At 54.7% G+C, this 20,011-nt stretch carries 20 protein-coding genes; 8 read left to right on the forward strand and 12 right to left on the reverse strand.

Annotated elements, in window-relative coordinates; genetic code table 11:
- Positions 1-139: 139 nt before the first annotated feature.
- Positions 140-700, reverse strand: coding sequence for a D-glycero-beta-D-manno-heptose 1,7-bisphosphate 7-phosphatase (gene gmhB / locus CSE01S_RS14360; protein WP_042289808.1), 561 nt, complete (start codon positions 698-700; stop codon positions 140-142).
- A 190-nt stretch (positions 701-890) separates the two neighbouring features.
- Between gmhB and metN the strand changes: the two genes are divergently transcribed.
- From metN to proS, 6 genes are all read left to right on the forward strand, one after another.
- The gene (metN, locus tag CSE01S_RS14365; protein WP_042289810.1) at positions 891-1,922 is read left to right on the forward strand and encodes a methionine ABC transporter ATP-binding protein MetN; all 1,032 of its coding nucleotides are present in this window, start codon (positions 891-893) and stop codon (positions 1,920-1,922) included.
- Positions 1,915-2,568 carry a methionine ABC transporter permease MetI gene (locus CSE01S_RS14370; RefSeq protein ID WP_042289812.1) on the forward strand — a complete coding sequence of 218 codons (654 nt, stop codon included), beginning with the start codon at positions 1,915-1,917 and terminating at the stop codon, positions 2,566-2,568. The genes metN and CSE01S_RS14370 overlap by 8 nt, the downstream gene beginning before the upstream one ends.
- A gap of 39 nt (positions 2,569-2,607) precedes the next feature.
- Entirely contained in the window at positions 2,608-3,423 is an 816-nt protein-coding gene (gene metQ / locus CSE01S_RS14375; protein WP_042289814.1) for a methionine ABC transporter substrate-binding lipoprotein MetQ, read from the forward strand.
- 118 nt (positions 3,424-3,541) lie between these two features.
- The gene (gene rcsF / locus CSE01S_RS14380) at positions 3,542-3,946 is read left to right on the forward strand and encodes an envelope stress sensor lipoprotein RcsF (RefSeq protein WP_042289817.1); all 405 of its coding nucleotides are present in this window, start codon (positions 3,542-3,544) and stop codon (positions 3,944-3,946) included.
- Positions 3,943-4,650, forward strand: coding sequence for a tRNA (N6-threonylcarbamoyladenosine(37)-N6)-methyltransferase TrmO (tsaA, locus tag CSE01S_RS14385; RefSeq protein WP_042289820.1), 708 nt, complete (start codon positions 3,943-3,945; stop codon positions 4,648-4,650). The genes rcsF and tsaA overlap by 4 nt, the downstream gene beginning before the upstream one ends.
- Before the next feature lie 110 nt (positions 4,651-4,760).
- Positions 4,761-6,479, forward strand: coding sequence for a proline--tRNA ligase (gene proS, locus CSE01S_RS14390; protein WP_042289821.1), 1,719 nt, complete (start codon positions 4,761-4,763; stop codon positions 6,477-6,479).
- Between the two features lie 50 nt (positions 6,480-6,529).
- On the opposite strand, the gene nlpE is transcribed toward proS, so the two are convergent.
- Genes nlpE through CSE01S_RS14405 form a run of 3 tightly spaced genes read right to left on the reverse strand, consistent with a single transcriptional unit; the run spans position 6,530 to position 8,226 of the window.
- Positions 6,530-7,249: an envelope stress response activation lipoprotein NlpE gene (gene nlpE / locus CSE01S_RS14395; RefSeq protein ID WP_042289824.1), complete on the reverse strand. Its 720-nt coding sequence runs from the start codon at positions 7,247-7,249 to the stop codon at positions 6,530-6,532.
- Between the two features lie 15 nt (positions 7,250-7,264).
- A complete protein-coding gene (gene arfB / locus CSE01S_RS14400; protein ID WP_042289827.1) occupies positions 7,265-7,684 on the reverse strand; it encodes an alternative ribosome rescue aminoacyl-tRNA hydrolase ArfB in 420 nt (139 codons plus the stop codon).
- Positions 7,681-8,226: a YaeQ family protein gene (locus CSE01S_RS14405; protein ID WP_042289829.1), complete on the reverse strand. Its 546-nt coding sequence runs from the start codon at positions 8,224-8,226 to the stop codon at positions 7,681-7,683. The genes arfB and CSE01S_RS14405 overlap by 4 nt, the downstream gene beginning before the upstream one ends.
- 188 nt (positions 8,227-8,414) lie before the next feature.
- Between CSE01S_RS14405 and CSE01S_RS14410 the strand changes: the two genes are divergently transcribed.
- Both CSE01S_RS14410 and rof read left to right on the forward strand, forming a co-directional pair.
- Positions 8,415-8,615 carry a YaeP family protein gene (locus CSE01S_RS14410; RefSeq protein WP_042289831.1) on the forward strand — a complete coding sequence of 67 codons (201 nt, stop codon included), beginning with the start codon at positions 8,415-8,417 and terminating at the stop codon, positions 8,613-8,615.
- Complete coding sequence (rof, locus tag CSE01S_RS14415; protein ID WP_042289833.1) at positions 8,602-8,862, forward strand: Rho-binding antiterminator; 261 nt, start codon at positions 8,602-8,604, stop codon at positions 8,860-8,862. The genes CSE01S_RS14410 and rof overlap by 14 nt, the downstream gene beginning before the upstream one ends.
- Positions 8,863-8,948: 86 nt before the next feature.
- On the opposite strand, the gene tilS is transcribed toward rof, so the two are convergent.
- The 8 genes from tilS to lpxA form a co-directional block, all read right to left on the reverse strand.
- The gene (gene tilS / locus CSE01S_RS14420; RefSeq protein ID WP_042289835.1) at positions 8,949-10,247 is read right to left on the reverse strand and encodes a tRNA lysidine(34) synthetase TilS; all 1,299 of its coding nucleotides are present in this window, start codon (positions 10,245-10,247) and stop codon (positions 8,949-8,951) included.
- 61 nt (positions 10,248-10,308) lie between these two features.
- Positions 10,309-10,698, reverse strand: a complete 390-nt coding sequence (locus tag CSE01S_RS14425; RefSeq protein WP_042289838.1) for a VOC family protein — start codon at positions 10,696-10,698, stop codon at positions 10,309-10,311.
- 65 nt (positions 10,699-10,763) lie between these two features.
- The gene (ldcC, locus tag CSE01S_RS14430; protein WP_042289839.1) at positions 10,764-12,902 is read right to left on the reverse strand and encodes a lysine decarboxylase LdcC; all 2,139 of its coding nucleotides are present in this window, start codon (positions 12,900-12,902) and stop codon (positions 10,764-10,766) included.
- 98 nt (positions 12,903-13,000) lie between these two features.
- On the reverse strand, positions 13,001-13,960 hold the full coding sequence (gene accA / locus CSE01S_RS14435) for an acetyl-CoA carboxylase carboxyl transferase subunit alpha (protein ID WP_042289841.1): 960 nt from the start codon (positions 13,958-13,960) through the stop codon (positions 13,001-13,003).
- A 12-nt stretch (positions 13,961-13,972) separates the two neighbouring features.
- Entirely contained in the window at positions 13,973-17,455 is a 3,483-nt protein-coding gene (gene dnaE / locus CSE01S_RS14440; protein WP_042289844.1) for a DNA polymerase III subunit alpha, read from the reverse strand.
- A 24-nt stretch (positions 17,456-17,479) separates the two neighbouring features.
- Positions 17,480-18,076 (reverse strand): ribonuclease HII, encoded by a 597-nt coding sequence (gene rnhB / locus CSE01S_RS14445; RefSeq protein ID WP_042289847.1) that lies wholly within the window; start codon positions 18,074-18,076, stop codon positions 17,480-17,482.
- Positions 18,073-19,221, reverse strand: coding sequence for a lipid-A-disaccharide synthase (gene lpxB / locus CSE01S_RS14450; RefSeq protein WP_042289850.1), 1,149 nt, complete (start codon positions 19,219-19,221; stop codon positions 18,073-18,075). Before lpxB ends, rnhB begins: the two co-directional genes overlap by 4 nt.
- The gene (gene lpxA, locus CSE01S_RS14455) at positions 19,221-20,009 is read right to left on the reverse strand and encodes an acyl-ACP--UDP-N-acetylglucosamine O-acyltransferase (protein ID WP_042289853.1); all 789 of its coding nucleotides are present in this window, start codon (positions 20,007-20,009) and stop codon (positions 19,221-19,223) included. Before lpxA ends, lpxB begins: the two co-directional genes overlap by 1 nt.
- Positions 20,010-20,011 lie beyond the last annotated feature (2 nt).

Here is a 20,011-nt window from a genome sequence, read left to right on the forward strand (position 1 = left end):
AACCGGACCGGCTATTTGTGTGAAGTGATTCACATCCGCCGTGTCGATGGAGGCGCATTATAGGGAGTCGTCTCAGGAAGACAAGCGGAAAAATGCAGATTTATTTCAACCGCTCACCTTTTGAGCACAACGCTTACTTTTACTGCTGTTTTATCGCTAAAGGCAGGTCTGCCAGACTATTAATCACCCAATCCGCGGCATTTTCTGCTTCTGGTGTCACAGGCTTACCGGTACGTACCAACACTTTGGTTCCGACCCCTGCCGCCAGCGCGGCCTGCATGTCTTCTAATTTATCGCCCACCATATAAGACGCCGCCATATCAATATGCAGAAAATCGCGAGCAGAGATCAGCATGCCTGGATGCGGTTTACGACAATCGCAAACCTGACGAAACTCCTCTACGCTTCCCTGTGGGTGATGGGGACAATAATAGATACCGTCGAGATCAACATCGCGGTCTGCCAGCGACCAGTCCATCCATTCTGTTAAGGTTTCAAACTGCGCTTCAGTAAATTTGCCGCGCGCAATGCCGGACTGGTTGGTGACAACCACCAGCGCATAGCCCATTTTTTTAAGTTCACGCATGGCGTCAATGACACCGTCGATGAATTCGAATTCGTCGATCTCATGTACGTAGCCGTGGTCCACATTGATAGTGCCGTCGCGGTCGAGAAAAATTGCGGGTACAGACTTTGCCACCTTTTATAGCTCCTAAATAAGGCATGTGGCGCTAGTATCGCATTTTTCGGCAGGCAAGAAAGTGCTCATCGTAGAAAGCCTGATTGATTTAGACGTCTGGATGCCTTAACATCCATTTTGTTGACGGCGATTCACCGCTTCAGACAGACAAAAATGCTACGGCTAACTTCATTACGATAATAAATAATCAATGATTAAACTTTCGAATATCACCAAAGTGTTCCAACAAGGGACCCGCACCATTCAGGCGTTGAACAACGTCAGCCTGCATGTCCCTGCCGGACAAATTTACGGTGTAATTGGCGCATCAGGCGCCGGTAAAAGTACGCTAATCCGCTGTGTCAACCTGCTGGAGCGCCCGACAGAGGGGAGCGTGTTGGTAGGCGGGCAGGAGCTGACCACGCTTTCTGAATCTGAGCTGACCAAAGCGCGTCGCCAGATCGGCATGATTTTCCAGCACTTTAATCTGCTGGCCTCCCGTACGGTTTTCGGCAACGTGGCGCTGCCGCTGGAGCTGGACAACACGCCGAAAGAGGAGATCACACGTCGCGTGACCGAATTGCTGGATCTGGTGGGTCTGGGCGATAAGCACGACAGTTACCCGGCCAATCTTTCCGGTGGTCAAAAACAGCGTGTGGCGATTGCCCGTGCGCTGGCAAGCCAGCCCAAAGTGCTGCTGTGCGACGAAGCCACCAGCGCACTGGACCCGGCAACCACACGTTCGATCCTCGAATTACTGAAGGACATTAATCGTCGCCTCGGTCTGACCATTCTGCTGATCACACACGAGATGGATGTGGTTAAGCGTATCTGTGACTGCGTGGCCGTGATCAGCAACGGCGAACTGATAGAACAGGATACGGTCAGTGAAGTGTTTTCCCACCCGAAGACCCCGCTGGCGCAAAAATTTATCCAGTCCACGCTGCATCTCGACATTCCGGAAGATTATCTGGAGCGTCTGAAACCAACCCCCGAAGCCGATAGCGTACCGATGCTGCGCATGGAGTTCACCGGTCAGTCGGTTGATGCGCCGCTGCTTTCCGAAACAGCGCGTCGCTTTAACGTCAATAACAACATTATTAGCGCGCAAATGGATTACGCCGGCGGCGTGAAGTTCGGCATTATGCTGACGGAAATGCACGGCACTCAAGAAGAAACACAAGCCGCCATTGCCTGGCTGCAAGAACACCATGTAAAAGTAGAGGTACTGGGTTATGTCTGAACCGATGATGTGGTTGCTGGTTCGTGGCGTCTGGGAAACGCTGGCGATGACCTTTGTATCCGGATTCTTTGGTTTCGTTATCGGTTTACCGGTTGGCGTGTTGCTCTACGTCACGCGTCCCGGGCAAATTATCGAAAACGCGAAGCTCTACCGCATTCTTTCCGCGGTGGTGAATATCTTCCGGTCCATTCCGTTTATTATTCTTCTGGTCTGGATGATTCCGTTTACTCGCGTCATTGTCGGAACCTCAATCGGACTGCAGGCCGCGATTGTGCCGCTTACCGTTGGCGCCGCGCCGTTTATCGCCCGCATGGTGGAAAACGCGCTGCTGGAAATCCCAACAGGATTGATTGAAGCGTCACGCGCGATGGGTGCGACGCCGCTGCAAATCGTGCGTAAAGTTCTGCTGCCCGAAGCGCTGCCGGGTCTGGTGAACGCGGCGACTATCACGCTGATTACCCTTGTCGGCTATTCAGCCATGGGGGGCGCTGTGGGCGCTGGCGGTCTGGGCCAGATCGGTTACCAGTATGGCTATATCGGCTACAACGCGACCGTGATGAACACGGTGCTGGTATTACTCGTCGTTCTGGTTTATTTAATTCAGTTCGCAGGCGATCGCATCGTTCGGTCTGTAACGCACAAGTAACGTTAACCACAACACAAATAACTCATTAAGGAAATAAGCATGGCGTTCAAATTCAAGACCTTTGCGGCAGTAGGAGCCCTGATTGGTTCTCTGTCTCTTGTGGGTTGCGGACAGGATGAGAAAGATCCCAACCACATCAAAGTGGGCGTTATCGTCGGTGCTGAACAGCAGGTTGCCGAAGTTGCGCAGAAAGTCGCTAAAGAAAAATACGGGCTGGACGTAGAACTGGTGACGTTCAATGACTACGTGCTGCCTAACGAAGCGCTGAGCAAAGGCGACATTGATGCCAACGCCTTCCAGCACAAACCGTATCTGGATCAGCAGATCAAAGATCGCGGCTACAAACTGACGCCTGCGGGCAATACTTTTGTCTACCCGATTGCGGGCTACTCCAAAAAAATCAAATCTCTGGATGAACTGCAGGATGGCGCTCAGGTCGCCGTACCAAACGATCCGACCAACCTCGGTCGTTCGCTGCTACTACTGCAAAAAGTGGGTTTGATCCAACTGAAAGACGGCGTGGGCCTCCTGCCAACCTCACTGGACATTGTCGGAAACCCGAAAAATCTGAAAATTGTCGAACTGGAAGCCCCGCAACTGCCCCGTTCTCTTGATGATGCGCAGATCGCCCTGGCGGTGATCAACACCACCTATGCCAGCCAGATCAACCTGACCCCGGCGAAAGACGGTATCTTTGTGGAAGACAAAGATTCCCCGTACGTCAACCTGATCGTCACCCGTGAAGATAACAAAGATGCGGAAAACGTGAAGAAATTCGTGCAGGCCTATCAGTCTGACGAAGTCTACGAAGCTGCCAATAAAGTCTTTAACGGCGGCGCGGTGAAAGGCTGGTAATTTTTAGGCTCTTTTCTCAAACTGTAATATCATTCAGGACGGGCACTTGCCCGTCTTGTCATTTATGCAAGCTCCTGATTCAATATCTGACAGTTAGATCATTCATTGAGGAAATATTATGCGTGCTTTACCGATCTGTTTATTGGCACTCATGCTGAGCGGCTGTTCCATGCTAAGCAGATCCCCCGTTGAACCTGTTCAAAGCACTCCAACCCCACCTAAAGCGGAGCCGGAAAAACCTAAAGCGCCGCGCGCAGCTCCTGTCAGAATTTATACCAGTGCTGAAGCGCTGGTCGGCAAGCCGTTCCGCGACCTGGGTGAAGTCAGCGGCGACTCATGCCAGGCAACGAATCAGGATTCTCCACCGAGCATCCCTACGGCGCGTAAGCGTATGCAGATTAACGCGTCAAAAATGAAAGCGAATGCCGTCCTGCTGCACAGCTGTGAAGTGACCAGCGGTACGCCGGGCTGCTACCGTCAGGCTGTCTGCATTGGTTCTGCGCTTAACATTTCGGCTAAATGAGTCATTTTCAGTTTGAGCAAATCGGTGTCATTCGCTCACCTTACAAAGAAAAGTTCGCCGTCCCTCGCCAGCCGGGTCTGGTAAAGAGCGCGCATGGCGAACTGCACCTGCTGCCGCCCTTTAATCAGGCCGATGCCGTCCGTGGTCTGGAGGCGTTCAGCCATCTGTGGGTGCTCTTTATGTTTCATCAGACAATGGAAGGCGGATGGCGTCCGACCGTACGTCCGCCTCGCCTTGGCGGCAATGCGCGCATGGGGGTCTTTGCCACCCGCTCGACGTTTCGCCCAAACCCTGTCGGCATGTCGCTGGTTGAGCTGAAGGACATTTCCTGCCACAAAGAACGCGTCATTCTGAAGCTCGGCAGTCTGGATCTGGTTGATGGAACGCCGGTTATCGACATTAAGCCTTATTTGCCGTTCGCCGAATCGCTTACAGATGCCCGGGCCAGCTATGCGCAACATGCGCCAGTGGCCGAAATGCAGGTAAGCTTTAGTGATGAACTTGAGCGGCAATTCCCGACGCTGGAAAAACGCTACCCGCAGCTTAAAACATTTATTCGCGATGTGCTGGCGCAGGATCCGCGTCCCGCTTATCGTAAAGGTGAAGAAACAGGGAAAATGTACGCGGTCTGGTTGCATGATTTCAACGTGCGCTGGCGCGTAACGGAAACGGGATTTGAAGTCTTTGCGCTCGAACCCCGCTAATTTCATGCCCTTCTCTTTTGACATCCCTTTCTCGCTGGTAAACTAAATCACTTTTTTTGTGTCAGGCTCACGTTGAGCCTGTTCGATCGTCCAACTGGAACCGTAACAACATGCGTACTAGCCAATATCTGCTCTCCACTCTGAAGGAGACACCTGCCGACGCCGAGGTTATCAGCCATCAGCTGATGCTGCGCGCCGGGATGATCCGCAAGCTCGCCTCCGGGTTATATACCTGGCTGCCGACTGGCCTGCGCGTTCTGAAAAAAGTCGAAAACATCGTGCGTGAAGAAATGAACAACGCCGGCGCGATCGAGGTGTCTATGCCAGTGGTTCAGCCAGCTGACCTGTGGCAAGAGAGTGGCCGTTGGGAACAGTACGGTCCGGAACTGCTGCGTTTTGTTGACCGTGGCGAGCGTCCGTTCGTACTCGGCCCAACCCACGAAGAAGTCATCACCGATCTGGTGCGTAACGAACTCAGCTCATATAAGCAGCTGCCGCTGAACTTCTTCCAGATCCAGACGAAGTTCCGTGACGAAGTGCGTCCGCGTTTCGGCGTCATGCGCTCCCGCGAGTTCCTGATGAAAGATGCCTATTCTTTCCACACCTCGCAGGAATCCTTGCAGGAAACCTACGACGCGATGTACGCAGCCTACAGCAAAATCTTCACCCGTATCGGTCTGGAATTCCGCGCAGTGCAGGCTGACACGGGTTCGATTGGCGGTAGCGCGTCTCACGAATTCCAGGTGCTGGCGCAGAGTGGCGAAGATGACATTATCTTTTCTGACACCTCCGATTACGCCGCCAACATCGAGCTGGCCGAAGCCGTCGCGCCAAAAGCCCCGCGCGCTGCCGCGACGCAGGAGATGACGCTGGTTGATACGCCAAACGCGAAAACTATCGCGGAGTTAGTTGAACAGTTTGCTCTGCCGATTGAGAAAACCGTGAAAACGCTGTTGGTGAAAGCGGTCGAAGGCAGCAGCTATCCGCTGGTCGCGCTGCTGGTTCGCGGCGATCACGAACTGAATGAAGTTAAAGCGGAAAAACTGCCGCAAGTCGCCAGCCCGCTGACCTTCGCAACCGAAGCGGAAATCCGCGCCATCGTCAACGCAGGCCCGGGTTCACTTGGTCCGGTCAATATGCCGATCCCGGTTGTCATTGACCGTACCGTTGCGGCGATGAGCGATTTCGCGGCAGGCGCTAACGTTGACGGCAAGCACTACTTCGGCATCAACTGGGATCGCGACGTGGCAACGCCGGAAGTGGCAGACCTCCGTAACGTGGTCGCAGGCGATCCGAGCCCGGATGGTCAGGGTACGCTGCTTATCAAGCGCGGCATCGAAGTGGGTCATATTTTCCAGTTGGGTACCAAATACTCCGAGGCGCTGAAAGCCGCCGTTCAGGGTGAAGATGGCCGTAACCAGATCCTGACCATGGGCTGCTACGGAATCGGCGTAACACGTGTGGTTGCAGCCGCGATTGAGCAAAACTACGACGAGCGCGGCATCGTGTGGCCCGACGCTATCGCACCGTTCCAGGTCGCTATTCTGCCTATGAATATGCATAAATCTTACCGTGTGCAGGAACTGGCGGAAAAACTGTATACCGAACTGCGAGCCCAGGGCATTGAAGTGCTGATGGACGACCGTAAAGAACGTCCAGGCGTGATGTTCGCGGATATGGAACTGATCGGTATTCCTCACACTATCGTGCTGGGCGACCGTAACCTCGACAATGACGACATCGAATACAAATATCGTCGTAATGGCGAGAAGCAATTGATTAAAACCGGTGACATCGTTAGCTATCTGGTTAAACAGATCAAAGGCTGATGCACAAAAAACCCCGCAGCCGCGGGGTTTTTCTTTTTCATACTCATGCACTATTGCTGAGCACAGCTTTTACCCGGCATAAACGTAATCGCTTTATCCGCGTTCAGGGTCTTCACTGGCGCTCCCGTGTCCGGGTTGGCTTCAAGCGTGAAGTGCCCTTCTACCGACAGCAGGACGGGTTTTTCGCTGTTCCCCCTGGCAGCAAGATAACCGCGCTCAAGCTCGGCGTTATTCGCCACAGATACACGCTTACCGGTTGCACAATCGGTAAAGGTCGCTGCATCTGCCATATAGAAATACATACCGCGCATCGGCATTGGGGTTACCGGTAAAGTTGCCTTCACGGGTTCAAGCGTATAGTTAAACTGCGACTCAACCGGGTTGCCTTCACGGTCGAGCATCTCAAGCGCATCGCCTTTAGCGCGATAATACGCTTTCTCGCCCTTACTGTCGGTGAGCACCAGCTTATCGGCGGTCCGCGCCCAGGTACCATAGGAAGCAAAGGAAGATGGTTCGTCACGGACGCCCTGGTAGCGTTCATTCATCACCCAGGTGCCATCTTTTTCAAGAAACAACGAGGTTTCAATTCCTTCACAATCTGCGCACGGTAAAATGCCCCGCCAGCTTTGCTGCATCGGTTTAAGTTCCGCAGCCTGCGTCGGTTGCAGGACATCGACTTCTGAACGGTTGTTACAACCTAACAATGAAAAAAGCGAAAGCGCTGCTATCGCCGAAATGAGTGTCTTTTTCACCCCGAATTCCTTCTGCATTTTTATTCCTGCCCGTCAATCCACGCGACGGACTTTACCGCGGAGGGCTTTCACTGTGGATTTTTGCGCTTTCGAAGACAATCTTCGTTCTTTCGAGGCGCGCGTTGGCCGGGTTGCCCGTCGGCTTTTTTGTTCCGCAGTGAGTTCTTTGATCACTGCCACCAGTCGGGCCAGCGCCGCTTCACGGTTTAGCGTCTGGCTTCGGTATTCCTGCGCCTTAATGATAATGACGCCATCAGGGCTAATCAGGTGATGACTGGCAGCAAGTAAACGTTCTTTGTAATACTCTGGCAGGCCAGAGGCCCGGATGTCAAAACGCAAATGGATCGCCGTTGAGGCTTTATTCACATGCTGTCCGCCTGCGCCCTGCGCGCGAATTGCCGTAATTTCCAGCTCATCATCGGCGATAGAGACGTTTCGCGAAATAACAATCATGCCGGTTGTTGCCAGGCAGCCAGATGAATTTCCAGATTATTCTGAGCATCCGAAAGCCAGATGGCTCCGTCCTGAATGGTGGCTTGCAACGTCATCGTCCGTTCCGCGAAGGCGCTTAACTTCGCCAGTTGCTCATCATCAAGATACCAGACTGCCAGATTCGGAAACTGTGCGCACTTATTCTGGTTCTGCTGCCACCAGATCTGCGCCGCTCGACTGTTGTAAGCAAACAGCGCAACGTTTTTCGCCTGGGTGCAGGCTTTCTTGATCCGCCGCTCTTCCGGTAACCCCAGTTCAATCCACAGATCGATCCCCAAATGGTCGTTACGCAGCCAGGCTTCCGGCTCGTCTTCTGCGCTCAAACCTCGCGTAAACTGCAAGCGCTCATCCGCATATTTGATCCACGCCAGCAGGCGCAGCATCATGCGCTCCTGGGTTTCTGAAGGATGACGGGCCAGCGTCAACGGCGCGTCCAGAAACTGGTTGCGGTCCAGGTCCGCCACATTTACCACGGCTTTGTATATTGTCGCTTTAAGCGCCATGAAAAAACTCCTTTCGAATCAGGCAAACATTGTAACGAAAACGACGACAAAAGGCTGTTAATGGTTCGGCTATCAAGCTGCTGATTTCGGCGGAATGGCTGTGGTATAGTCACCTTGCTAAACAGAGTTTATCTTCGTAGGCTTAGACTTGCATCCACGGTGAAGTCAGAATACTGACAGGAGGGCATGTGGAAAAATATTGTGAGTTAATACGCAGGCGGTATGCGGAAATAGCCAGCGGAGACTTAGGGTATGTCCCGGATGCGCTGGGGTGCGTTTTAAAGGTGCTTAATGAAATGGCCGCAGACAGCGACCTTTCAGAGTCGGTCAGGGAAAAGGCGGCGTATGCTGCTGCGAACTTACTGGTGAGCGATTATGTCAATGAATGAAACATATCAACCCATCAATTGCGATGACTACGACAACCTTGAGCTCGCCTGCCAGCATCATCTGTTGCTGACGCTGGAACTGAAAGATGGCGAAGTTCTGCAGGCAAAAGCCAGCGATCTGGTGTCGCGTAAAAATGTGGAATACCTGATTACCGACGTTGCAGGTGAAACGCGCGAACTGCGTCTCGACAAAATCGCCAGCTTCAGTCACCCGGAAATCGGTACCGTGGTGGTCAGCGAATCCTGAATAGTGGTCGCCGGATGGCGCTACGCTTACCCGGCCTACAATGTGCGGTTACTGTAGGAGGAATAAGCGTAGCGCCATTCGGCATTTTAGTCTGCTTCCCGCCATAACAGCTGTAGTCCCTCTTCCTCCACCGCCATCCCTTCATCAGTGACAAAAACGCCAGCGGCAGCAATGAGCGTATCGCCGTAAAACAGCAAAGGCGTAGTATCACGTCGCCAGGGTGGAACCCCGAGTTCCTGCCAAACCTTCTTCAGCTTACGTCCACCGTTCCGTCCGACGATATGCAGCAGGCCCGGCGCTTTAAAGCGAATGGAAACCGGTTCATCCGTTCGCGGTGTTCTCAGTTCACCGCCGGGCGCCAGCGCGACTTCGCCCAGCCCGGCGGGCAGCATGAGCGGCTTGCGCCTGTCTCGCCATGCCAGCGTCGTTTCACTCTGACCGCCAACCGATTTTATCCACCACAACTGCGCCTGGTAGCGGCGAACCTCATACGCGCCAAAACGCAAACAGGGCGCAGCGTCTTCACGCGCCAACGCCACTTCCTGCCAGATGCGCTCAAGGCCGTCACGCGAGGGCATCGGCGCATCCTTCGTCGCCAGCCAGCGGCGGATCACTGCGGCGCGGCGAGACTGGCTCATCGACAGCAGCGGCGCGAGCTGCAGCGTACCGTGCGGGGTCACGCAGCCTGACAGCTCTTCCGCCAGCAGTTCATCCAGCAGGCTTTCCTGGCTGGCGCACAGCGCCGCGCTGCGCGCCGTCGCTTCAGCAAAATGCGGCCAGCGCTGTTGCAGAAGCGGCAGCACACGCAGACGCAGGAAGTTACGATCGAAGGCATCATCCTGATTGCTTTCATCTTCAATCCAGCGAAGCTGATGATCCGTTGCCCACTTTTCCAGTTCGCGACGGCTTTGCTGCAGCAAGGGACGAATAAGGTGGGTACCCGCAAACGCGGACACCTCGGCCATTGCGGAAAGTCCCGCCGGCCCACTACCGCGCTTGAGCGCCAGCAGAAATGTTTCACATTGATCGTCAAGATGCTGGGCGGTCGCCAGCACTTCCCCTGGCAAAAGCGCCTGTGCGAATGCTTTATAGCGCGCCTGTCTGGCATGCGCTTCCGTGCCCAGCCCTTCATGCGCCAGCTGTACGCGCTCAACCACCAGCGGCACCTGCCACTGCGCGCATACCGCCTCACAGTGCGCTACCCACGCATCGGCATGAGTGCTCAGGCCGTGATGAATATGAATCGCCCGTAGCGTGATACCTGGCTGCTGAGCCCGCCATTGCACGAGTTGATGCAGGAGAACGGTAGAGTCCAGCCCGCCGCTGTATGCGACGAGAATTTGCTGAGCGCTAAACAGTGAAGTCTTCAGGGTGAGTGTAGTCATGGCGATTATTTACAGTGACGTTGCCCGGCACGTTACCGGGCAATCCTCGCGATCGCAAGTCTCACTGTTCATACAGTTCGAGCGGCAGGCCATCCGGATCGTTAAAAAAGGTGAAACGCTTGCCGGTAAACGGATCAACGCGTACAGCTTCGCATTTGACGTTTTTCGCTGCAAGGTGCGCGATAGCCTTCTCCACGTCATCAACGCTGAAAGCCAGATGGCGCAAACCGCAGGCCTCCGGTCGGCTTGGGCGCTGCGGCGGAAAGGGGAACGAAAACAGCTCAATGACATATTGCCCGTTCAGCGCGAGATCGCCTTTCCAGGAATCACGCTCCTCTCTGTAAGCTTCACTCATCAGGGTAAAGCCCAGCACATCGCAGTAAAACGCCTTACTTACCGCATAGTCGGTGGCGATAATTGCAATATGATGAACCTGTTTTAATCCCAGCATAGTGTCAGTGTCTCCATGTTATGTTATCTGCACGTTACCCGCCCGGGGTCCGCGAAAGCAAGCCGTTACGCGCTTTTTAAGACACGTACGTGGTACACGCCATCATCATCCTGTTTTGCGCCGTGAATATCCGTTTCAAAGCCAGGATAGTGGTGCCCTATCGAGCAGAGCATCAGGAGAAAGTCGAGCACCGCGCGGCTCTGCTCGGTGATCATCTCCCCCGGCATCAGCAGCGGCACGCCCGGCGGATACGGCAGGATCATATTAGCTGACACTCGCCCAACCAGTTGATCCAGCGTTACCGTCTCCACCTCGCCTTTGATCTGCCGCTGCCACGCCTGATGCGGCGTCATGATCATGTCCGGCAGCGTGTCGAACGCCCGCAGCATGAGCCCGGAAAGATCGTGTTGGCGAATCAGTTTATGGATCCCCTGCGCCAGATCCTGAATGCGCATATTGCGATAAAAATCAGGATCTTCAGCGTACAGATCCGGCAACATGTTCTTCACTCGCAGGTTAAGATCATAGGCCCGCTTAAATTCGGTCAAACCGCGCAACAGTCCCATTGCCCGGGTTTTATCAATGCCGATACTGAACAAAAACAGTAAATTGTAGGGGCCGGTTTTCTCAACGACCACGCCGCGTTCATCAAGGAATTTCGCCACCAGCGCGGCGGGGATGCCCTCGTCGCTCATGTTCCCTTGCTCATCCATCCCCGGCGTCAGGATCGTGACTTTCACCGGATCGAGAAACATATGATCGTCGTCGGCGTCGCTGAAACCGTGCCAGTCCGCGCCTGGCGCGACAGGCCAGCATTCGGCTTCATCGACCTCCTCCGGCTGCCAGATATCAAAGAACCAGCCCTCGGACTCCTCTCGAAGCCGCTGAATCTCTTTGCGAAAATGCAGCGCCCGCTCCACCGAGCGGTTAATTAACCGCTTGCCCGGGTTACCGCGCAGCATCGCCGCTGCCGTTTCAATGGAGGCGACAATGGGATAGCTCGGCGAAGTGGAAGTGTGCATCATAAACGCTTCATTAAAGGTCTCTTCGTCATACTCACCTTTAATATGGATCAGCGAAGCCTGGGATAGCGCGGCCAGCATCTTGTGCGTCGATTGCGTTTCGAAAATCACTTTTCCGGGCACCCGATCGCCACTCATGCCGCTTTTACCCTGGTAAATGGGATGAAAATGCGTATATGGCACCCAGGCGGAATCAAAGTGGATCGACGGCACATCCAGCGTCTGCTTGATCCAGTTGGTGTTGTAGAGCAAGCCGTCATAAGTTGAGTTGGTAATGACGGCGTGTACCGGCCACTGCGCCTGCGGCGTTTCGGTGACTTTACGTTCAATACTCGCGCGCGTGAACTCGCGTCGGGGGATGCCGCCCAGGATGCCGAGCGCATTCCGCGTCGGTTTCAGCCATAAAGGGACAACATCGCTCATCATTAACAAATGCGCCAGCGACTTATGGCAGTTGCGGTCAATCAGCAGCGTGCTCCCCGTCGGCGCGGCGTACATGCCAACGATTTTATTCGATGTCGATGTCCCGTTGGTCACCATGTAGCTCTGTTCAGCGCCGAAGGTGCGGGCAATATACTCCTCGGCTTCCAGATGCGGGCCGCTATGATCGAGCAGCGAACCGAGTTCAGTGACAGAAATCGAGACATCCGCCTTCAGCGTATTGCCGCCGAAAAAATCATAGAACAGACAGCCTACCGGACTCTTTTGATAGGCGGTTCCCGCCATGTGTCCCGGTGTACAGAAGGTGTATTTCCCCTCTTTCACATAGGTGAATAACGCTTTGGTGAAAGGCGGCGTAATATTGTCGAGATACTCACCGGTATATTGACGGATACGCGTGGCGATATCTTCCGCCTGTCCCAGCGCGTACTCAAAAAACCACAGCGCCATACGCATATCATGTACGCTGACATCCATGGTGGAATGGGTATTGATAAAAGCGTACAGCGGCAGATATTCGTTTAACTGATTAATGTCGCTGCACAGATCGAGACTGTATTCATCCCAGTCAAAAATAACGCCGCAAATACGCGGATTGTGTTCAATAAACTTCAGCAGGTCGACGCTGTTTTGTGGCCAGATAATCTGGAACCCTTGCGATTGCAGCGCGCGCTCAAGCTCCTTAATGGGCTCATCTTTATAAAAAACGCCGTGCGGTCCCATAATGGCAATGATATTCATGCACTCCTCCTGGAAAATCCTTAGCTAATCATAGACTGTTCAAACCGCAGGTAAAAAAAAGGGCCACAATTCGTGGCCCTTTTCAGAATGGTCAACGCTTACGCGTAGCCGTAGCTCATCAGACGCTGATAGCGACGGTTTTTCAGATCGTCAGTGCTTAGCACATCAAGGTCCGCAAGGTCAGCCAGCAGTTGCGCTTTCAGCGACGCGGCCATTGCTTCCGGGTTACGGTGCGCGCCGCCCAGCGGTTCCTGAATAATGGAATCGATCAGCTTCAGCTCTTTCAGGCGTGGCGCGATAATCCCCATCGCTTCTGCGGCCAGCGGCGCTTTATCTGCGCTTTTCCACAGAATGGACGCACAGCCTTCCGGAGAGATAACCGAATAGGTGCTGTATTGCAGCATATTCACTTTGTCACCCACACCGATCGCCAACGCGCCGCCGGAGCCGCCTTCACCGATAACGGTGCAGATGACCGGCACGCTGAGGCGCGACATTTCGCGCAGGTTACGCGCGATGGCTTCAGACTGGCCGCGCTCTTCCGCCCCGACGCCCGGGTAAGCGCCCGGGGTGTCAATGAAGGTCACGATCGGCATCTTAAAACGTTCGGCCATTTCCATCAGACGCAGCGCTTTACGGTAGCCTTCTGGCGCCGGCATACCGAAGTTACGACGGATTTTTTCTTTGGTTTCACGGCCTTTCTGATGGCCAATGACCATCACCGGACGACCATCCAGACGCGCGATACCGCCGACAATTGCTTTGTCGTCCGCATAGGCGCGGTCGCCCGCCAGTTCGTCAAATTCCTCAAACGCCAGGCGAACATAATCCAGGGTGTAAGGACGCTGCGGGTGGCGCGCCAGTTGGGCTACCTGCCATGCGCCGAGATCGGCGAAGATTTTGCGCGTCAGTTCTACGCTTTTTTCACGCAGACGATGCACTTCTTCATCGATGTTAATATCCAGTTTCTCGTCCTGACGGCTCACCGCAGTCAGAGAATCGATTTTTGCTTCCAGCTCGGCAATCGGCTGTTCAAAATCAAGGAAATTCAGACTCATAGTATTCCTGTATTAGTCAAACTCCAGTTCCACCTGCTCCGAACCAATGAGGCCACGGAGATCGTTGAGTAAACGATCGCTCGGAGAAACGCGCCACGTCGCGCCAAAACGCAACCGCGCGCGCGCATCCGCCCTCTGATAGTAGAGATGTACTGGAATTGTCCCCGAGCGGTGGGGTTCCAGAGACTGACGGAGTCGGTTTAAAAGCTGGTCATCAATTTGCCTGTCCGTCAGCGAGATAGCAAGCCCGCGAGCATATTTTTCCCGGGCTTCGTCAATATCCATCACTTCGCGGGCGGTCATTTTAAGCCCCCCGCTGAAGTCATCAAAGCTGACCTGTCCGCTGACGATAAGTATGCGGTCTTTTTCCAGCAGTTGCTGGTATTTATCCAGAGCGTCGGTAAATAACATGACTTCAAGACGTCCGGAACGGTCATCCAGCGTACAGATGCCGATACGATTGCCGCGCTTGGTGACCATAACCCTTGCGGCAATGACGAGCCCCGCAGCCGTGGTGACTTTACCACGTTCTGTCGGATGCATGTCTTTCAGCCTGTAGCCTCCGACATAGCGCTCAATTTCTTTTAAATACTGGTTGATGGGGTGCCCCGTCAGGTACAGACCCAACGTTTCGCGCTCGCCATCCAGCACCACCTGCTCCGGCCACGGCTGGCAGCTGGCGTAGGACTGCTCAATTTGTTCCGGCTCTTCCGCCAGTACGCCGAACATATCGGCCTGACCAATCGCTTCCGCTTTGGCATGTTGATCGGCGGCCTTTAACGCATCGCCAAGCGAATTCATCAACGCGGCGCGGTGGGGTCCCAGGCGGTCAAACGCCCCGGACATAATTAACTTTTCCAGTACCCGGCGGTTCAGTTTTTTGGTGTCAGTACGGGCGCAAAGATCGAACAGCTCGCGGAAGTATCCGCCATTGTTGCGCGCCTCGATGATCGCCTCAATCGGGCCTTCACCAACACCTTTGATCGCGCCGATCCCGTAAACGATCTCACCCTCGTCGTTAACGTGAAAGTGATACAGGCCGGAATTGATGTCCGGCGGCAGGATCTTCAGCCCCATCCGCCAACATTCGTCCACCAGACCTACCACTTTTTCCGTGTTATCCATATCGGCGGTCATAACCGCCGCCATAAATTCGGCGGGATAGTGCGCCTTCAGCCATAGCGTCTGATAGGAGACCAGCGCATACGCGGCGGAGTGTGACTTGTTAAATCCGTAACCGGCGAATTTCTCCACCAGGTCAAAGATTTTCATCGCCAGTTCGCCGTCGATCCCGTTCTTCTTCGCGCCCTCTTCAAAGACAGATCGCTGTTTGGCCATCTCTTCTGGCTTTTTCTTACCCATCGCACGACGTAACATGTCCGCGCCGCCGAGGGTATAACCAGACAGCACCTGGGCGATCTGCATGACCTGTTCCTGATACAGGATGATGCCATAGGTCGGTTCCAGTACGGGCTTCAGGCTTTCGTGCTGCCACTGTACGTCAGGATAAGAAATTTCTTCACGCCCGTGCTTACGGTCGATGAAGTTATCCACCATCCCCGACTGCAACGGGCCCGGGCGGAACAGCGCCACCAGCGCGATCATATCTTCAAAGCAGTCAGGTTGCAGACGCTTGATCAAATCTTTCATGCCGCGGGACTCAAGCTGGAACACCGCCGTGGTTTCCGAGCGTTGCAGCATGTCGAAGCTTTTCTTGTCATCCAGCGGGATGGCCGCAATATCCAGCGGCGGCTCGCCGTTTTTCTCACGACGGGCGTTAATCATTTCCAGCGCCCAGTTGATAATCGTGAGCGTTCGCAGGCCGAGGAAGTCAAACTTCACCAGCCCGGCGTATTCCACGTCGTTTTTATCAAACTGCGTAACCGGGTGCAGCCCCTGCTCATCGCAATACAGCGGCGCAAAATCGGTAATTTTCGTCGGGGCGATAACCACACCACCGGCGTGCTTACCGGCGTTACGCGTGACGCCCTCCAGCTTACGCGCCATGTCGATCAGCGCTTTGACCTCTTCGTCGGCTTCGTAGATTTCCGGCAGTTGCGGCTCAGCTTCAAACGCTTTTGCCAGCGTCATGCCCGGATCGGGCGGCACCAGCTTTGAAATACGGTCTACGAAGCCATACGGATGGCCCAGCACGCGGCCCACGTCGCGGATAACCGCTTTCGCCGCCATGGTACCGAAAGTAATAATCTGCGATACCGCATCACGCCCATACATGTCCGCCACGTGCTCGATCACCTGGTCGCGTTTCTCCATACAGAAGTCAACGTCGAAGTCAGGCATCGAAACACGCTCCGGGTTAAGGAAGCGTTCGAACAGCAGGTCAAATTCCAGCGGGTCGAGGTCGGTGATTTTCAGCGCGTAGGCCACCAGCGATCCCGCGCCGGAACCACGGCCTGGCCCGACCGGCACGCCGTTATCCTTCGACCACTGGATAAACTCCATCACGATCAGAAAGTAGCCGGGGAACCCCATCTGGTTAATAACCTGTAGCTCAATGTCCAGACGCTCGTCATATTCCGGGCGGCGTTTTTTACGCTCTTCTGCATCCGGAAACAGGAATTCAAGACGCTCTTCAAGACCTTCTTTCGATTTCTTGACCAGATAGTCTTCGGTGGTCATATCACCGGTCGGAAACTGCGGCAGGAAATATTCGCCCAGACGCACCGTCACGTTACAGCGTTTGGCGATCTCAACGGTGTTTTCCAGTGCTTCCGGAATGTCCGAGAACAGCTCGCACATCTCCTCTTCCGTACGCATATACTGCTGCGGCGAATAGTTACGTGGGCGCTTAGGGTCGTCGAGAGTAAAACCGTCGTGAATGGCGACGCGAATTTCATGCGCGTCAAAATCATCGCTGTTAATAAAGCGCACGTCGTTGGTAGCGACGACCGGCAAGCCGCGCGCTTCCGCCAGTTCTACGGCTGCGTGCAAATAGCTTTCTTCATCCTGTCTGCCGGTACGGATCAGCTCAAGGAAGTAACGATCCGGGAAATGCGTTTCATAGAACGAGACGCACTCCTCAACCAGCGCGCTATTACCCCGCAACAGGCTGCGGCCAACGTCGCCCATGCGTCCACCGGAAAGCAGAATTAACCCCTCTTTCAGTTCGATCAGCCAGTCGCGATCGATAACCGGACCCGCCGCGCCGTAGCCGCGTTGATAGGCTTTAGAAATAAGCAGCGTAAGGTTCTGATAACCGGTGTTATTCGACGCTAGCACCGTTAAATGAGTGAGTTCTTCACCCATTTGTTCGCTCTGAACGTGGAAATCGGCGCCAACAATGGGTTTAATCCCGGCGCCATGACCCGCCCCGTAGAACTTCACCAGACCACAAAGATTGGTAAAATCGGTGATCGCCAGCGCGGGCATGCCCAGTGCGGCCGCCTTTTTCACCAGCGGTCCGGTTTTGGCCAGCCCATCGATCATGGAGTAGTCGCTGTGCACCCGCAGGTGGACGAAACGAGGTTCAGACATCTTCAGATTCCTTTAACCCAGAGATCAGGACGCGAGTCCCAGTGCGCGTTTGACCGGGCCAAAGCTGCGTCGATGGTGCTCTGTCGCGCCATGAGCAGCCAGCGCCTCCAGATGAAAAGCGGTTGGATACCCTTTGTGCTGGGCAAAACCGTACTGCGGGAAAACGCTATCCAGCGCGGCCATTTCCGCATCCCGCGTGACTTTCGCCAGAATAGACGCAGCGCTGATTTCCGCCACACGGCTGTCGCCTTTTACCACCGCCATCGACGGTACCGGCAGCGCGGGGCAGCGATTGCCGTCGATGAGCACGTATTCCGGCGCGATATGCAGACCAGCAACCGCACGCTGCATCGCCAGCATGGTGGCATGAAGAATATTCAGCTCATCTATCTCATGCGGCTCCGCACGGCCCAGACTCCAGCTTAACGCTTTTTCTTTGATTTCGTCATACAGCGCCAGACGGCGCTTTTCAGATAATTTTTTAGAATCGTTAAGACCCACAATCGGACGCGCCGGGTCGAGAATCACAGCGGCTGTCACCACCGCGCCGACCAACGGTCCCCGTCCAACTTCATCCACACCGGCGACTAAATGCGTGTGCGGATAAACAAATTCGATCATTGTGCTAACTCCAGAACCGCGTCAGCCGCCTGCTCGTCGGCATTGCAGCGGATCTGCTGATGCAGCTCGCGGAAAGTATCATGCATCGCATGGCTGGTTTCACCGTTAGCCAGAAGCGGCAGTAGCGCTTGCGCGAGTTTCTGCGGCTCGCACTCTTCCTGCAGCAGCTCTTTGACGAGTTCTCTCCCTGCCAGCAGATTCGGCAACGACACATAGTCGGTTTTCACCAGCCGCTTCGCCAGCCAGAAGGTAAACGGCTTCATGCGATAGCCTACCACCATCGGGCACTTCGCCAGCATACACTCAAGCGCGGCGGTTCCCGACGCCAGCAGCGCGGCGTCGCTGGCGACCATCGCTTCGCGTCCCATCCCGTCAAGCAGATGCACGGAAAGTTCCGGTGCGACATCCGCTTTGATTTTCTCAAACTGTTCGCGCCGTTTGGCATTCACTAACGGCACCACGACTTCGAGATCGGGGTAATGCTGACGCAAGCGCTGCGCCGTTTTCAGGAAGTCGGCGCTGAGCATCTCCACTTCTGCGCCACGGCTACCAGGCAGCAACGCCAGGCAATGGGCGTCATGCGGAATGCCCAGGACATCACGGGCCGCGTTTTTATCCGGGTCAAGCGGCATGGCATCCGCCATCGTGTGTCCAATAAAACGGCACGGCACGTTATATTTATCGTAAAACGCTTTTTCGAAAGGCAGAAAAGCCAGCACCATATTGGTGGATCTGCCTATTTTGAAAACACGTTTCTGCCGCCACGCCCAGACGGACGGACTGACATAATGAATGGTTTTGATACCCTGTTTTTTCAGGTTGCCTTCCAGGGTGATGTTGAAGTCAGGCGCATCAATCCCTACAAAGACATCCGGCTTAAGCCCGGTAAAACGACGGGTTAAATCGGCGCGAATGTGCAGCAGGCGACGGAGGCGTCCAAGCACCTCAACAATCCCCATAACCGCCAGTTCTTCCATTTCGTACCAGGCTTCACAGCCTTCAGCCTGCATACGCGGACCCGCTACGCCGACAAAACGGGCGTGGGGGACACGCGCCTTCAGGGCGCGGATCAAGCCGGCGCCAAGAATATCGCCGGAGGTTTCTCCGGCGACCAGGGCAATCGTTAAAGGACGCTGTTCAGCCATTAACGAATCAAACCGCGCGTTGAGCGGGCAAAAAAGTCGCTGAACGGTTGCACTTCCGGATACTGCTTCGCCAGCTCGGCGATTTCCGGTTTTGCTTCATCCAGCGTTTTACCGCTGCGATACAGCGCTTTATATGCGTTGCGGATCGCGGTGATCGCTTCGCGGGTAAAGCCGCGGCGCTTCAGCCCTTCAATGTTCACGCCAAACGGCGTGGCGTGGTTGCCCTGTGCGATAACGAACGGCGGAACGTCCTGAGCGACGCCAGAACAGCCGCCCACCATCACGTGCGCGCCGATAATACAGAACTGGTGCACGGCGGTCATGCCGCCGATGATGACGTAATCGTCCAGCGAAACATGGCCCGCGAGGGTTGCGTTATTCGCCAGAATACAGCGATCGCCTATTGTGCAATCGTGCGCCACGTGGGCGTTGATCATCAGCAGGTTATCGCTGCCCACCTTCGTTAATCCACCGCCCTGCACCGTGCCACGATGAATGGTTACGCTTTCGCGAATGCGGTTACGATCGCCAATTTCCACACGGGTCGGTTCACCAGCGTATTTCAGATCCTGGTTCACTTCACCGATAGAGGCGAACTGATAAATCTCGTTATCGCGGCCAATTTTGGTGTGGCCATTCACGACAACGTGAGACTTCAGTACGGTACCCTCACCAATTTCAACATGGGGTCCAACGAGACAAAAAGGTCCAATGTGGACGTTAGCGCCAAGAGAAGCGCCTTCTTCCACAATGGCGGTTGGATGAATAAAGGCGGATTTATCAATCACGT

It is taken from the genome of Citrobacter sedlakii NBRC 105722 (genome assembly GCF_000759835.1).
GTDB classification, from domain to species: domain Bacteria; phylum Pseudomonadota; class Gammaproteobacteria; order Enterobacterales; family Enterobacteriaceae; genus Citrobacter_A; species Citrobacter_A sedlakii.